This is a genomic window from Pseudoalteromonas sp. bablab_jr011, assembly GCF_016464045.1.
Taxonomy (GTDB): domain Bacteria; phylum Pseudomonadota; class Gammaproteobacteria; order Enterobacterales; family Alteromonadaceae; genus Pseudoalteromonas; species Pseudoalteromonas lipolytica.
Map to the genome: position 1 here is coordinate 93,875 of NZ_JACDWU010000295.1, position 14,368 is coordinate 108,242.

Genomic DNA, 14,368 nt, shown 5'->3' on the forward strand with positions numbered 1-14,368 from the left:
ACCGAAAATACCAGTCTTATTGACTGGCATTTTTGGTTTGTGAACTACCAACTATACGTAGCGCTTAGTGTGTATTGCTCGCCACGTCCTGGAGTGCCGGGGACTTCTTCGAATGATTCATCCCATATGTTGTCTGCTGCTAAAGTAATAAACACATTTTCAAGCTGAGCCGGAGTGAATTTTAGCGTCAGTTGCGTAAAGAAGGCTTCATCGCTTGAGCGTCTCAGGCGATTGCTGTGCTGTTTACGCCATTCATTATCAATACGCAGTTCAAGTACGTCCATTGGTTGCCAAACTGCACCGAGTGTTACACGGTGATCTGGATAGTTTAGGGCGTAAAAACTCGCATCAATATCCGCTGCGCCATAATCTTCGGACTTTTCTAAATAAGTGTAGCTGGCAATAAGCTCGGTGGTGTCAAACGACTTATTAGCTAGGAACTCAACCCCTAAAGTATCAATATCAACAGGGTTGGCAAAACGCGCTGAGGTTGCATCAAAGCGGTAGGTCCAGTCAGTGAGGTTTTTATCTTTACGATAAAATATCGCTGAATCTAAGCGCCATGTTTGCTCTTCAATTAGTAAGCCTAACTCGAGGTTGTCGGTCGTTTCGCGCTCAAGGTTGTAGTTACTTCTGAATAAACCACCTGTTTCGCTGCCACCAATCGCTGTATAACCTGGTACTTGAGTTGCCTCTGCGTATGACGCATACCACGTGTGTTCACTGCCATTTTGATTGACAACTTTAAGGCTCGCATCAGCAATGAAGGAGGTATCTGAACTATCACGATTTGTGTTATCAAATACTACACCCGCACGCACGGTAAGCTGTTTGTCAGTAGCAAGTGCTGTTGTGTATTCTGGCAATACGCTTAACTTTGTGTAATTGCGTGAAGTAAAGTTGTTTTCAAGAGAAGTAGACTCAATAGAATCTGCAATAAATTGCCCTGAGTAGTTAATTGCATATGCCGTGTTGAGTGCGTGGCGGCCCGATAACCCCAGTGATTTTACCGTTGTTTCGTGAAATGCTTCAAAAATAGCGGGGTTTTCACGTGATAATACATAGTGATCGTTATGTTTACGATAATAACCAGTCACTTCAAATGTATTGCTCGCACCGTACAAGTGTTTGTGGTTTAACATTACCAATGTGGTTTCAAGATCTTCGGTTTCATTAAAATTAAACGGCGTGTATAAGTTGGGCCAACCAAAAAACTTTGCTTGTTTACCGAACATTAAATCAGTTTGTGAAGTGTCACTTGCCAGTTGAATGCGTGCCGATGCGCGTTCAAAATCATGGTCACCATTCTTAATAGAACCATCACTTTTTGAATGCGAATACTCACCTTCAAAGCCTAAGCGCCAATCAGGCATGCTCTCAAGCTTTTGGCTGTGCGCTGCATGAATACTCTGTAAGTTAAAGCCATTGCTACCAACCCCTAACGAAGCACTCCCTGTGCTTGTAATAGGTCGCCAGCCAAATGAAACGGTCCCTACAGAGCTATTCATGCCATATAGAGCGTTATCAGCACCGGTTAGAACCGCTGGGCCTGCTAGCATCTGCGGTGCAATAGGAATTTCTGCAAAGTAATGCCCTGACTGTGGATCGAATAAGGTGCTGCTGCCAACACGAAAGCCGGTATTTTCAAAAATACCACCCCGTATCGTCACATCGGCTTGTGCCTCAGCCATATTACGTGATTGTAAGTCGACACGTGGGTCGTATTCTAAATTTGAAACGGGCGCATCAAAGGTGCCAACAGGTTCTTTATTGGCTGTTGCTGATACTTCAACGGTGATTTGTTCAATGTTGTTTGCTTCTTCTGCAAACAGTGAGCAAGTGACGAATAATGCAGGAAGTGTGAAGTGTACCGCTCGTACCATCTAAAACTCTCTTATGATTACTGTGTTGAGAGCAGTGGGGTTAATTACCGTATAAACATGGCAAACCACTGCAAAATTGCGGCTATTGTATCTGAATCACTGAGTTATACCACTCCAACCAGCATTGATTTAGGCATAAAAAAACCGCGAATTAATCGCGGTCTTTTATCGAAACATGTAATTATTGCTTCACTGACTGTGGCGGAAAGTTACTTAAAATATTCGCGACAGTTTCTTTGATCACTTCAGTACGTTTTTCTGGTGACTGGTTCTTTTGTAAACGACCTTCTTTAGCTCCACGCCAAACAAGTTGGTTAGAAGCGCGGTCGACAACATCTAAAATTAATGTGCCTACTTCGTACTCACGCGTTGTTGTTTGCGTGTTGTAGCCCATGCCCCAATAATTCCAGCGTGCGCCATAACCAACATTAAACGTATCTACATCGATTTTAGTATCAACAGATGCATGGTAGTTAATAAGTACATCAGCTTGTGCAACGTCAACCAGTTGCATACCACTTTTTTCAAGTTCAGCATTTACCGCTTCGCGGACACGCTTTTCCATTAATGGACTGATTTGGTAGTTTGCAACATTCTTTGTTAGGCTCGCGTTAGGAACCCACGAGAAAGTTTTATAGTTGCTAAAGTCAGCTGATTTATCGTAATCCCAATCAGGGGTTTTAGCACAAGCCGCTAAAAATAAAACAGCCGTTGCGATTAATAAGTTCTTCATACTGTTTGCTCCTTGGCAAAAATTTCCACTACTTGATTGATAACATAACACAAAAATAATTCAACTGAATGATTATTTAGTTACTATGGCACATTTCAAAAAAAGTAATGTAATAGAATGTAAATATAGTCATCCTTGACTGAATCATTTATTAATTTATGTGATTAGGCGCTGTGTTCGACCTCAATCCAGTCTTTTTCATCAACCCAGTTTTGTGCCCCATCTTTTACTGTCCGAATAGGCACAATGTAGTCACAACTCACTTGTGGCTTAACAGATGCAAAAATTGGCACAAAGCCAAAACTCAATGCGGTTTCTATTATTGCTTTTTGGTTTTGTGGGTCGATATCCGCTGCTTCATCAATATAAATAGGGATACGGTATAAGTTTTGTTCTTGATCACTTAACAGGTAGCGAATAAACAGCATGCCACATAGTAACTTAATTGTTATACGTGTGCCGTTAGAGCCCGCGGAGTCAATTTTTTCGAAGTGCTCTGTTTCACCTGCACGGTTTACTACCTCAAAGCGAATATCAAATAAATCGGTCAGTGTTAATCCCGCTTTATCTGAAGCGAGCTTAATTAAATGATCTTTTGCTTCGTTTACTGCCGACTCACTGTACGGCTCTTGGCTTAATAAATCGAGAGTATCACCTTGCTCAAACTGGTTTGAGGTACTGATAATGGTGTCGATGCTATCAACCAACATTTTTCGCGGGATCACATTGATCTTAAAGGCTTGTAAGTTTGAAATACGATGCTGACTAATGCCTTTGTTAAAGCTATTCATTTCGCGGCGAAGGCGATCTAGGTCTTCACGCAGGCCTTTAATGGTGGCGGCTACTTCGGTAAGGGCAACTCGGCCTTGGCGCTCAACCGCATCGCGTTCGTTATCAATATTGTGAAACGCGCTTATTAGTTTTTCGTACTTAGTGAACTCATCGTTTTCGTTATCGAACTTTGTAATTCCTGCATTGTAAATATGCATGTAGGTATTGCGCACGTTGATATCAAAGTTTCTCAGCTCTTGGCAATCTTTATTAAAATGATGAATGAGATCACTTAAGTTATCAAAATCAATGCTGATTTCGATCATGTACGGCGTTACTTTGCCCGAGTAAAAATCGAGAGTATGGTCAATTCGCTCCGACTTAACTTGGCGTAAGCGGTCAGCTTGGCGGGCGAGTAGATCTTTTTTCGATTTGATAATTGAACGACGATCACTAATTGACCCACTGTTTTTTTGGATATCTTGCAGGTAGTCGTCCACTTGTTCGCGTTCAGCATTTAGCTGCTCTTTAAGCAGGGTTTGCGCATCAACAGATTGTTGCATGATTTCAAATTGCTCAAAGCGTTTTAACGCCTCTTCAGAGGCCATTAGCTCATCATAAAGCGCGTCTTTCTCTTTTTGCTTTTGGGCGACATTGGCAGCAACTTCGCGCTGTTGTTTAAACTCTTTTAATGAGTTTTCAAGTGCGGCTAATTGTGCGGTTAATTGCTCTTTGTTTTCGCCAGTTTGCATTTGCACTGGGCTAAGCTTTTTGAGCTTAATCGTTGCACCCGGTAGGGTAAGAATACCGCCTTTTACGTTGGCTGATAATTGCTCTAAAAATTCCCCAAAGGCATCTTCGTCAGTAATCTCGACATCCCCATTGCTGGTGGTCGCAAACGAGAGAATATCGGGATTGAGAATACGCGAGATTTCTTCAACCTCTTTTAAAGACAAGTCTTCACGCATACGAGTAAAGAGGTTGAACTCTAAGTTTTTCAGCTGCAGCTTTAAGCTTTTAATTTGCTTTTGTGTTTCGCTGATGCGGTAATCAAGCGTGTGTAAGCTTTGCCCTTGTGCGCTGTTTAATGAATGCGACAGCGACTCATAGTCCTGCTTAAGCTGGGTAAGGCTAACTTTTAAAGTGGCTTTATTAACCAGTTCAAACTCAGATTTTAATGCTCGGTAGTCTAAAAACCATTGCTCAATTTGCGTTTGTTTGCGTTCAATATCGCGAGACTGTTGAATGTATAACTGTTGCTTTTGTTCAAATTCGTGTTTTTCGTGCTCGATATCTTCAAGGGCAATATTGAGCTCTGCTAGCTGCTCTTGTTGATAGCTTTCAAAGTCAATTAAAGCTTGGTCAATCTTAGGTGCGTACGCAGCCAGTTTACCTTTTAATACGGTTTGATTTTCAAGCATAGATTCAAGGGCTGCAATAGGCTCTTGCATTGATTCTAGGGCTTTTAACTCGCGTTTGGCACGGTTTACTTTGTCGAATGAGCGACGCCATACTTCATAAAAGTCTACCCGAGAGTTTGACATATGACGCTCAAACACACGCAGCATAAAGCGTTTAACATCACTGGCACCGAGCTTGTGCAAGTTAAGAATACGGCGGAAGATTTCTTTGTAAATTGCCGAGTCTTGTACGTTATTCAGCGGGATCATTTTTAAATTGATATCGCCATCAAACGGCGTCGCACCACCAGTTAAAAGGGCGTTGAGCTCTTGTGCTTTAAGTTCAATAGGATTGAATCCTTGCTCTTTTAAATGATTAAACAGCTTAGTGAACTTAACAATAGTTTTGCCTTGGGTGTAATGGTCAAGGTGTAGTTTGCCCTGATAGCAAAAAAACTGATGTGCGAACCCTGCAATTTTACCCAAACCAGCAACCCCAATGACCACTGGGCCGTTTGGTAAGTCGGCTTCAAGTAATATATATGATTGGTCGGATGAAAAATAAAACTTTCGGGTTTCATCTAAATCGTGACCATCCCACTCGGTAAGGCGTAAATCATTAATTAGCGGAAACTGCAGGGCATTAATAACAGAGCTTTTTCCGGTATTGTTAGGGGCACAAATCGAGCTACTTTTATCAAGCGGGATCACGCATTTTGCATAGCCAGCGGTATTTAATAGCGCAAGCTTACTGAGTCCGTATAGGCTTTGGCTTTGCATTATTCGTCATCTCCTAGATAGGTTTCTTCGTTTACTTCCATTAATGCATCGATGTAACGATAAATAGGGGCTTGTAGCATAAAGCCGTTTTCAACTTCGCGGGCAAGTCCTAAGCGCACCATACGTAGATACACATCTTTACGTAAATCTGAGCCAGAGAAAATTTCAAGTTGATCAAACAAATGTTTATTAATTTGCACAAGGGTTTGCATGAGCTCTAAGTCATTAACCTCGTCGAACAAAGCGCGCATCGGGTCTTTACCTGTGTTGGCATAGTGTTCAATCAAAATGTAAATAGTCAGTGCAATAGCGCGCGAGATCTTGCCCATATTAGGTGTGCTTTCATCGCTGCCAAAGTAGTAATAGCCACGGCTATCGTGTTGTAAATCATGACCGAGTGCATTGAATAGGGCGCGATAAGCATCAATGTGTTGATCAAGCTCTTGCCACATTAAGGTGTCTTGCTCGCTAATGTGATAGCCTGAGGTGAGCTTTTTATTAATCGCTTGTAGATGTGTTAAATCATCTAAATTAATATCTGTCATAGTTATTGCTCTGTTGCTTGTTTGTCATCAGCAGGCGATGAATTAAACGGGTAGAGTGAAAAGTGCTGCTGGGCAATCTTTATTTTTACTTTTTCTTGGCTTTGGCTGATTTCAAGGTCGCCATCGCTAATGAGTTTTTGATATAAAAACAGCATTTCGTCAGCGTCAAGGTCGGGGTAGCTTTCATCTAAGAAACTAAGCAGCGGTTGTGACTTTTTGGTGGCCTTTTTGAAGCGCTTTTTAAACTGTGATTTTACATCGTTGTAATCGGGGATATTAGGGCTTTGGTACGCCGGCACATCTTGATGCTCTGGTAGCTCGTATTCATCGTGCTCAAAGTCAACTAAACCTGCCATATAGGCGATAATATGGCGTTGTTGACCAAGTGAAAAGCGTTGTGAATCAGAAACAAAATTAGGTTGCACGGCGCTCAGCATGTTATCAACGCCATTTTTACGCACAAGCCCAAGTACTTTCGCTGCTTGGCGGGTGATTAAGTTATTACGGCGCAGCTCTTCACGCAGTGGCATTAGCATATCAGCACTTTTACGCAGGCTTTCGCGACCCACTAAATGCATTTCTAAAATACGCGTTCGAAGTTGCTCAAGCATGCGTTTGTCTTGGTATGACTTTCCGAGCCGATCAATTTGTTCAATCTGAAGGCTTATTTGCGTTTCAATGGTGTTAAAACAAGCATGGAAATCGCCGCGTATATCAACCATTTCAAGCATTGGCTCTATGTATTCGTCAAATGCTTCTATAACAGCTTGATAGCGTTTTTGTAGCGATTGTACTGCGTTATTAGCTTTAGCTTGTTCAACAATATTTAAAATAGCGTTTTCGTTATGGCTAAACAGTTTCATTATTTTGCGAACCCGATCATCCATAATTCGGCTAAAGCGACGCAGCTCGTCGTAATCTTCAATTTCTCCGGCTTTTGCTAAGCGGTTGCCCAAGCGTGCTAAGTCATCAACTAATACGTTGATCTCTTGTGCTAAACCCAAATGTTCTTCTTGCAATAAAAAGGTTGCAAAGTCAGCAATTGCGCGGTTGATTTCTAATTGCGAAGATTTTGCCAGTGGAATAATAATATCTTGATTCAATAAACGATTTGTTTCTTTATAAATGCGTTCATTTGACCAGCTTGGCTGTTTTTGTTTTATCGCATTTTGCACGTCTTTTAAGCTGAAATCAGCCATCTTAAAACGTTTAAATAAGAGTTCTAACACCCCCCAATGCTCTGTAAGGGTATTTAATAACTTTTTAGCTGGGATCATACGGCTCCAGTAAATCAAAATTTTGGTGTTAGCGTTTAGTAGTAATTTATGTAATTGAGAATAGTTTTATGACTTAGATGCTGCTAGAATCCGCGCCGAAACACTCGACTTACAATTTTTACATTTTTATAAAGGTTGTTCAAACACCATGGTAACCCCACTTATCCTAACCCTGATAGCGGTGGCATTTTTGCTTATCGTTATAGAGGATATTATCCATGTAAACAAGGCCAAAACGACGCTTTTTTTTGGCACTTTATGCTGGATTATCTTGTTTATCTCTCCAATTCATGGGCAAAGCCCAGAAACCATACAACATCAACTTGATCACAATATTTTAGAAATTGCTACTTTGTGGTTATTCCTAATGGCTGCTATGACCTTTGTTGCTTATTTAAACTCGAAAGGGTTTATTCAAAATATTGTTCACAAAATTATGCCAAATCAAATCAGTGAACGAAAGCTGATGTTTTTGATTGGTGGTTTTGCGTTTTTGTTTTCTTCTATTTCCGACAATATCACAGCAACATTAATTTCGCTTGCAGTTGTGATGTCGCTAAAGCTTGATCCAAAAAAATTAATAAAATACGCGACCCTCATTGTATTCAGTGTGAACTCTGGTGGGGTATCACTTATTACGGGTGATGTAACGACCTTAATGATTTTCCTTGATGAGAAAGTCACTATCGGTAACTTGTTATTGCTTATTGTGCCTTCACTTGCAAGTGTGGCGCTATTGGCTGTTATGCTATCTACGGGGATGTCAGGGAATGTCGTATTCGAAAAACAAGCGGCCCGCCGCATAGAAAAGACCGACATCACCATTGCGGTGATCTTTTTCTCGACGATTATCGCAACCCTAACACTCAGTGTGCTTTATAGTGTGCCACCACTATTAACCTTTTTATTTGGTTTGTCGTTAATGTTTTTAGTGGCGCAATTTTTAATGCGCAAGAAAGACGTTAACAAAAAAATTATTGATTATATTCGTGAAATTGAATACGACACGCTCTTATTCTTCGTGGGTGTATTGCTACTCGTAGGTGCGCTTAAAGAAGTGGGTATGCTGTCTAAATTTACGCACTTATATGAGCTTATGGCGCCTGAGTATGCAAACTACTTAATGGGCTTGTTGTCGGCTGCGGTTGATAACGTGCCGCTAACGGCTGCATTACTGAAAGCCGATATTGTCATGAGCCCTCAGCAATGGTTATCGTTTACCTATGCAACAGGTGTCGGAGGCTCAATGCTTATTATCGGCTCTGCAGCGGGTATTATCGCAATGAGTAAAGTAAAAGCATTAACGTTTATGAGTTATTTAAAAATGTCGCTGTATTTATTAATAGCTTATACAACGGGTTATTATGGCTCATACCTAGCGGGAAGTTTTATTTAGTACTTGACAGCTAGACGTCTAAACGATAAGTTTCAAAGCCTGCTTTTTATAGCAGGCTTTGTTATTTTAACCAGGTGTTAACTTAACATTCAGAAGAGGTGCGATACTTAGGTATTTAATGTGAGGTGACGATTGCCAATGACCATTAAAGAGGGAAGTACTCGCCGAGGAAAGTAATCGGTCGTCGCGGTTATTTTTCGGTTTATGGGGCTGAATCCTCAAAACTGTCACCAAACTAGGTGGAGAGCTTCTGGCAGTGGACTACTCTTTTTTATCAAAGCACCCCTTGCCGAGTTCTTCTTGAATTAATGTGGATTGTTACCCACAAAAGGAGACGACATGAATACCCAATTAGCCGCCAACTCGAAATCAGATTATGTAGTTGCAAAATTTGGTGGCACCAGTGTAGCTAACTTTGACGCCATGAGTCGTTGTGCAGAAATTGTCTGCGCAGATAATCAAGTACGCGTTGTTGCAGTGAGTGCAAGTGCGGGCGTAACCAATCATTTAGTTGCACTGTGTAAAGGTGATTTAAGCGCAGCACAGCGCGATGAACACATCACAGGTGTTATTGCTATTCAAGAAAATATTTTAGCCGAGCTGTCGCTGGATGCTGATTTAGCTCATGGCTTTGATGAAACCTTAAAAGCATTTCAAACGCTTGCAGCAGCAGGGGCTAAATCGGCCGCAGAGCAAGATGAACTGCTGAGCTTTGGTGAGCGCTTGTCATCTTATTTATTTACTCAAGTACTGCGTGGTCAGGGCTTAGATGCTGTGCGATTTGATGTGCGTAAAGTCTTAAAAACAGATAGTCAATTTGCAAAAGCTACCCCAAACATTGCTGCAACAGCCGCGGCAGCACAAAAACATTTAGTGCCCTTATTAGCAGAACAAGTTGTGGTAACCCAAGGCTTTATTGGCAGTGATGAGCACAACCAAACAACCACGTTAGGCCGAGGTGGTTCTGACTACAGCGCGGCATTGCTTGCAGAAGCAATTAACGCTAAAAGTGTGCATATTTGGACTGATGTAGTGGGTATTTTCAGTACTGATCCGCGTTTATGTGTAAAAGCCACGCCTATTGCACGACTAAGCTTTGACGAAGCAGCTGAAATGGCAACATTTGGGGCAAAAGTATTGCACCCCGCGACTATTTTACCGGCAAGTCGCAGCCATATTAGCGTGTTTGTTGGCTCAAGCCGTGAACCGCAATTAGGGGGCACATGGATTGAAAAAGAAAAGTCAGAGCAGCCTGGTATTCGAGCAGTCACACAGCGTAAAAATCAAATTCTTTTAACGGTTAAAAGCCCAGAAATGCTTTTAGCCAGTGGTTTCTTAGCGCGTGTTTTCACTATTTTAAGTGAGTTTAATATCTCGGTTGATTTAGTAACAACCTCTGAAATTAGTGTGGCAATTACCTTAGATAACGCACCTAACGCATCACGCCCAGAGCTTGATCAAGCCTGTTTAGATAAACTCTCTGAGTTTTGTCATGTATCGGTTGAGAATAACTTAACGCTGGTAGCATTAATTGGTTCAGAAATTCAATTACGTCAGCAAGAAACTAACTTAATGCAGGTATTGAGTGATTTTAATATTCGCTTAATCTGCCATGGTGCAAGTAAACATAACCTGTGCTTTTTAGTTGAGCAGAGTGAGTCTGACCTTGTTGTTCAAGCTATTCATAGTCGTTTATTAGAAAGCCAAAACGCGGCGTAAGTCGTCAAATGTCATAAAAGAGCACTGCCAGTCAGTGCTTTTTTGTGCCACCACGCTAATATCAAAATCATTTACGGTTCGGCTTGATGCGGTCAAGCTATGTTTTTCAATTTCCTCAAACACATTTGGGCTCAAGAGCTTAGCGATAGGCTGTGCAGTTGCTTTGGCCAACGCTTCTTTGAGTGTCCAAATTCTAAAAAAACACCCAGCTTGCTCGTTTATATCGTTAAAGGCGCTAATTAGGTTGACTTCCTCTTGGTGATAAAAGTGTTTGGCAAGTTTTACAAAGGGACGTGTTTTTGTGCAGTGTTCAATATCGAAACCAAATTTATGTTGCTCAGGGTTGAGTGCTGCGCCGATAAAACCACGCGAATGCGATAAACAGGCCCAAATGGGCTCACCCTCAGGCGTGTGTAGTTTAAGCTTGCTGTCTGCGTCATCAAATTGGCTTGAAATGTCGCAAAGAGGTGTGTTTTTAAATGCTGGAACGCTGAGTTTTAATAAATACTTAAGTGTTAACCGTGTGGCAATGTACTCTTGTTTTGCTGCTTGTACTTTGCGCTTTGCAAGTACGCTTTGCTCAAACTGGCTGAGTAATTTACTAACCGGCAGGGTACTAATATCGATATGTGAAGCATCCACAAGTACGATTTGTTTATCAGCTGAACTTACTGCTGAATCAATTTTTAAAGTGTTAGAAAAATAGTGACTGCTCATGGTTTGCGGCTTTCGCATATACTCAGAATTAGATTTGTTTATTTTTACAGCAAATGCACGGTTGCAGGCACACACAAACGCAAATTGTTTACGCAGTTGACTGTAATTATGGTTTAATGAGGAAAAATAATAACAGAAATGTAGATGTATGGCACAAGTTCGTGACGGCTTCCAAAGTCGTATTGGTTTTGTTCTCGCCGCTTCTGGTGCGGCAGTAGGTTTAGGTAATATTTGGGGGTTCCCAACGCAAGCGGCAAACCATGGCGGCGGTGCATTTTTACTTGTTTATTTTATTGTTATTTTCTTATTAGCGCTTCCAGCCTTGTACACGGAACTGTATTTAGGTCATCAAGCGCAAGCAAATCCTGTTAAAGCGTTATCAAGTGCATGGCAAGATACCTCGCCAAAAGTCGGTGCCGCAGCGGGTTACATAGGCCTATTTGGCGCCATTGTGATGCTAAGTTTTTATTCGATTGTTGCAGGTTGGATGCTCGCATATGCGCTTGAACCAATCGCTAGCTTTTTTGGTTTAGCTAAGCTCAGTGACTTTTTACACAGTGATTCAATGGCGCGCAATTTTGTGTTTACGCCACTCATGCTTATCTTAACAGCCAGTATTATTTTAAAAGGGGTTAAATCGGGTATCGAGACCTGGTCACGCCGCTTAATGCCACTATTGTTAGTGTTGCTGGTGGCTTTAATTGCTTATATTGCCACCCTTGATGGCGCAATGGATGGCTTTGCTGCTTATTTAGTCCCTGATTTTAGTCAAATTTTCGATGCAAACTTAATTATTGCCGCGATGGGGCAAGCGTTCTTTTCATTGTCGTTAGGTGTGGGGTGTATGATGGTATATGGCTCATATTTAAAGCCAGACGCCAACTTACCAAAACTTACAGGCACGGTTGCATTGCTTGATACGGGTGTGGCATTTTTAGCAGGGTTATTAATTATTCCTGCCATTTTTGTTGCTCAGCACAACGGCGTTGAGGTATTCAGTAATGGTAAGCTAGTCGGTGAGGGGCAATTAATTTTTGCAATATTACCTGAGCTTTTTAGCACTATGGGGCAAGTAGGCTTACTGGTTGGCTTGTTGTTTTTTGTGTTGATGTCGATTGCATCGGTGACCTCAACTATTTCATCAACTGAAATCCCTGTCGCATTTTTAGTTGAAAATCACAGCATTGAGCGTAAACAAGCCACGTTATTTGTGACCTTAGTTGTGTTTGTTGCTTCATCTTTGATCATTCTTAACTTTGATTGGTTATTTGGCTTAGTGATTATGGTATTAACACAATACCAATTACCGCTGATGGGGCTGTTTTATTTCATTACTGTAGGTTGGTTATGGAAACGTGGTAACAAATTACACCAAGTGTCGAGTGGCCCACATTATTGGTTCGCTCAGTACATTCGTTTTGTGTGTCCGTTACTGATGACCGCAGTGTTCGTGAATGTGGCACTGTTGAAATAAAACGATCAGCTTTAATTCGAGAGTCACTTGTTTAAAAGGCGTAGGGCGCAAACCTTACGCCCTTATTGTTTAAGTGCATAGAGTTATTTTAAGAGCATAGAACTATTTTAAGCGCATAGAATTATTTTAAGCGCATAGAGTTAAGCGCATTTAAATAACTTCATTAGTCAGTGGCAAGCCTTGGCTTAACTCATTAGCACTTTGCAGTGTGGTGCAAGCTATTTCGTTAAGGGCTTCTTGAGTGAAAAAACCTTGGTGGCCTGTAACAAGTACGTTTGGGAAACTGACTAAGCGAGAAAAAATGTCATCCTGCATAATTTCTTCACGGTGATCTTTAAAGAACAGTTCTGATTCTTGTTCGTAAACATCAAGCCCCAGATAGCCAATTTTTTTTGATTTTAGCGCATTGATACAGGCTTTACTGTCTAGTAGCGCACCGCGTGAGGTGTTGATTAACATGACACCTTCTTTCATTTTTTCAAATGCAGCTTCATTAATTAAGTGATGGGTGTGCTCATTTAGTGGACAGTGCAAAGAAATGACATCACTTTGCGTGAGTAGGGTATCTAAGTCACATAACGTAAATGGCCCTGCTTTTACTTTAGGATCACACACTAAAACGTTAGCGCCAAAACCATTTAAAATATTTACCAGTGCTAAGCCAATTTTACCACAGCCAATAATGCCAATGGTTTTTTTAAATAGGTTAAAGCCGAGTAAGCCATTTAAATCAAAGTTGCCTTCGCGAACGCGATTAAATGCTTTATGTGTTTTGCGATTAAGTGTCAACATGAGCGCAATACAATGCTCTGCAACTGCTTCTGGGCTGTAAGCGGGTACGCGGCAAACTTTTATTCCATGCTCTTTGGCGGCTTCAAGGTCAACATTATTAAAGCCAGCACAGCGTAATAAAATGGCTTTAACACCATCGTTCGCTAAAGCAGAAATGACGTGTTTATCAACGGTATCGTTAACAAACACGCATACAGCATCAAAACCTTTGCTTAATGGTGCGGTTGTTATATTCAGTGATTGCTCAATGAAGCTCAGAGAAACAGACTCACTGTAATTAGTTGAGTTATTGTCAAAGAAGGGTTTCTCATATTTTTGCGCACTGAATAAGGCCAGCTTTATCATTTAAATTACTCTCTATCACCATTTTGAGGGTTTCAGGTTTGGTACGCGGGGCGTACCGTGCAATGAGTTGACCTTCTGAGTTTATAAGAAATTTGGTGAAATTCCATTTAATTGCGCGGTTTTGCGCAATTCCACGTGTATGGCATTTTAAATAATTAAATAACGGATGCGCCTCAGGCCCATTAACGAGCACTTTATTAAAAAGAGGAAAGCTTACATTAAAGTGTTGCTGGTAATACGCTAATAATTCTCCACCTTCGAGTGGCTCATTATGACCAAATTGGTTACAGGCAAAACCCAGCACAGTAAAATTATGGTCTTTATATGTGTTGTAGAGTTTTTCGAGACTTGCCATTTGCATCGAAAAATTACATTTACTGGCAATGTTAACAATAAGAGCTGTTTTGCCTTGTAGCGACGCAAGGCTAAAATTTTCACCAGACGCAAGCTGGGCATTAAAACGATATATACTATCCATGTTTTACCTGTGTGTTTTTAACTTACTTAAAATTAATGAACGCTTTTTCATTCGCTTT

At 41.1% G+C, this 14,368-nt stretch carries 11 protein-coding genes and 1 riboswitch; of the genes, 3 read left to right on the forward strand and 8 right to left on the reverse strand.

Annotated features, from left to right (window positions below):
* Positions 1 to 44: 44 nt before the first annotated feature.
* From JIG41_RS18515 to JIG41_RS18535, 5 genes are all read right to left on the reverse strand, one after another.
* Positions 45 to 1,883, reverse strand: a complete 1,839-nt coding sequence (locus tag JIG41_RS18515) for a TonB-dependent siderophore receptor (RefSeq protein WP_199525226.1) — start codon at positions 1,881 to 1,883, stop codon at positions 45 to 47.
* A gap of 181 nt (positions 1,884 to 2,064) precedes the next feature.
* Positions 2,065 to 2,616 carry a DUF4136 domain-containing protein gene (locus tag JIG41_RS18520; protein WP_036967710.1) on the reverse strand — a complete coding sequence of 184 codons (552 nt, stop codon included), beginning with the start codon at positions 2,614 to 2,616 and terminating at the stop codon, positions 2,065 to 2,067.
* Positions 2,617 to 2,780: 164 nt separating this feature from the next.
* Positions 2,781 to 5,567 (reverse strand): ATPase, encoded by a 2,787-nt coding sequence (locus JIG41_RS18525; protein WP_199525227.1) that lies wholly within the window; start codon positions 5,565 to 5,567, stop codon positions 2,781 to 2,783.
* Positions 5,567 to 6,112, reverse strand: coding sequence for a condensin complex protein MksE (locus tag JIG41_RS18530; protein ID WP_062564547.1), 546 nt, complete (start codon positions 6,110 to 6,112; stop codon positions 5,567 to 5,569). The genes JIG41_RS18525 and JIG41_RS18530 overlap by 1 nt, the downstream gene beginning before the upstream one ends.
* 2 nt (positions 6,113 to 6,114) lie before the next feature.
* Positions 6,115 to 7,389 (reverse strand): hypothetical protein, encoded by a 1,275-nt coding sequence (locus JIG41_RS18535; protein ID WP_036967717.1) that lies wholly within the window; start codon positions 7,387 to 7,389, stop codon positions 6,115 to 6,117.
* Positions 7,390 to 7,537: 148 nt separating this feature from the next.
* On the opposite strand from JIG41_RS18535, the gene nhaD reads away from it, so the two are divergent.
* Positions 7,538 to 8,785 (forward strand): sodium:proton antiporter NhaD, encoded by a 1,248-nt coding sequence (nhaD, locus tag JIG41_RS18540; RefSeq protein ID WP_074989311.1) that lies wholly within the window; start codon positions 7,538 to 7,540, stop codon positions 8,783 to 8,785.
* A gap of 85 nt (positions 8,786 to 8,870) precedes the next feature.
* Positions 8,871 to 9,043, forward strand: a riboswitch (Lysine riboswitch).
* Between the two features lie 81 nt (positions 9,044 to 9,124).
* Positions 9,125 to 10,504, forward strand: a complete 1,380-nt coding sequence (gene lysC / locus JIG41_RS18545; protein WP_065978684.1) for a lysine-sensitive aspartokinase 3 — start codon at positions 9,125 to 9,127, stop codon at positions 10,502 to 10,504.
* On the opposite strand, the gene JIG41_RS18550 is transcribed toward lysC, so the two are convergent.
* Entirely contained in the window at positions 10,481 to 11,221 is a 741-nt protein-coding gene (locus JIG41_RS18550) for a 4'-phosphopantetheinyl transferase superfamily protein (protein WP_074989314.1), read from the reverse strand. The genes lysC and JIG41_RS18550 overlap by 24 nt on opposite strands.
* A gap of 148 nt (positions 11,222 to 11,369) precedes the next feature.
* Here JIG41_RS18550 and JIG41_RS18555 point away from each other — a divergent pair, with 148 nt between their 5' ends.
* Positions 11,370 to 12,695 (forward strand): sodium-dependent transporter, encoded by a 1,326-nt coding sequence (locus JIG41_RS18555; RefSeq protein WP_036967729.1) that lies wholly within the window; start codon positions 11,370 to 11,372, stop codon positions 12,693 to 12,695.
* A 150-nt stretch (positions 12,696 to 12,845) separates the two neighbouring features.
* Here JIG41_RS18555 and JIG41_RS18560 read toward each other — a convergent pair whose 3' ends face one another.
* Complete coding sequence (locus JIG41_RS18560) at positions 12,846 to 13,829, reverse strand: 2-hydroxyacid dehydrogenase (protein WP_180311636.1); 984 nt, start codon at positions 13,827 to 13,829, stop codon at positions 12,846 to 12,848.
* On the reverse strand, positions 13,795 to 14,310 hold the full coding sequence (locus JIG41_RS18565; protein ID WP_036967730.1) for a glutathione peroxidase: 516 nt from the start codon (positions 14,308 to 14,310) through the stop codon (positions 13,795 to 13,797). Before JIG41_RS18565 ends, JIG41_RS18560 begins: the two co-directional genes overlap by 35 nt.
* Positions 14,311 to 14,368: the final 58 nt, after the last annotated feature.

Excerpts from the sequence above, each read along its gene's own strand:
- JIG41_RS18555 (WP_036967729.1), top strand. The coding sequence starts at position 11,370 with ATGGCACAAGTTCGTGACGGCTTCCAAAGTCGTATTGGTTTTGTTCTC.
- JIG41_RS18550 (WP_074989314.1), bottom strand. The coding sequence starts at position 11,221 with ATGAGCAGTCACTATTTTTCTAACACTTTAAAAATTGATTCAGCAGTA.
- JIG41_RS18520 (WP_036967710.1), bottom strand. The coding sequence starts at position 2,616 with ATGAAGAACTTATTAATCGCAACGGCTGTTTTATTTTTAGCGGCTTGT.
- JIG41_RS18535 (WP_036967717.1), bottom strand. The coding sequence starts at position 7,389 with ATGATCCCAGCTAAAAAGTTATTAAATACCCTTACAGAGCATTGGGGG.
- nhaD (WP_074989311.1), top strand. The coding sequence starts at position 7,538 with ATGGTAACCCCACTTATCCTAACCCTGATAGCGGTGGCATTTTTGCTT.
- JIG41_RS18565 (WP_036967730.1), bottom strand. The coding sequence starts at position 14,310 with ATGGATAGTATATATCGTTTTAATGCCCAGCTTGCGTCTGGTGAAAAT.
- lysC (WP_065978684.1), top strand. The coding sequence starts at position 9,125 with ATGAATACCCAATTAGCCGCCAACTCGAAATCAGATTATGTAGTTGCA.
- JIG41_RS18530 (WP_062564547.1), bottom strand. The coding sequence starts at position 6,112 with ATGACAGATATTAATTTAGATGATTTAACACATCTACAAGCGATTAAT.
- JIG41_RS18515 (WP_199525226.1), bottom strand. The coding sequence starts at position 1,883 with ATGGTACGAGCGGTACACTTCACACTTCCTGCATTATTCGTCACTTGC.
- JIG41_RS18525 (WP_199525227.1), bottom strand. The coding sequence starts at position 5,567 with ATGCAAAGCCAAAGCCTATACGGACTCAGTAAGCTTGCGCTATTAAAT.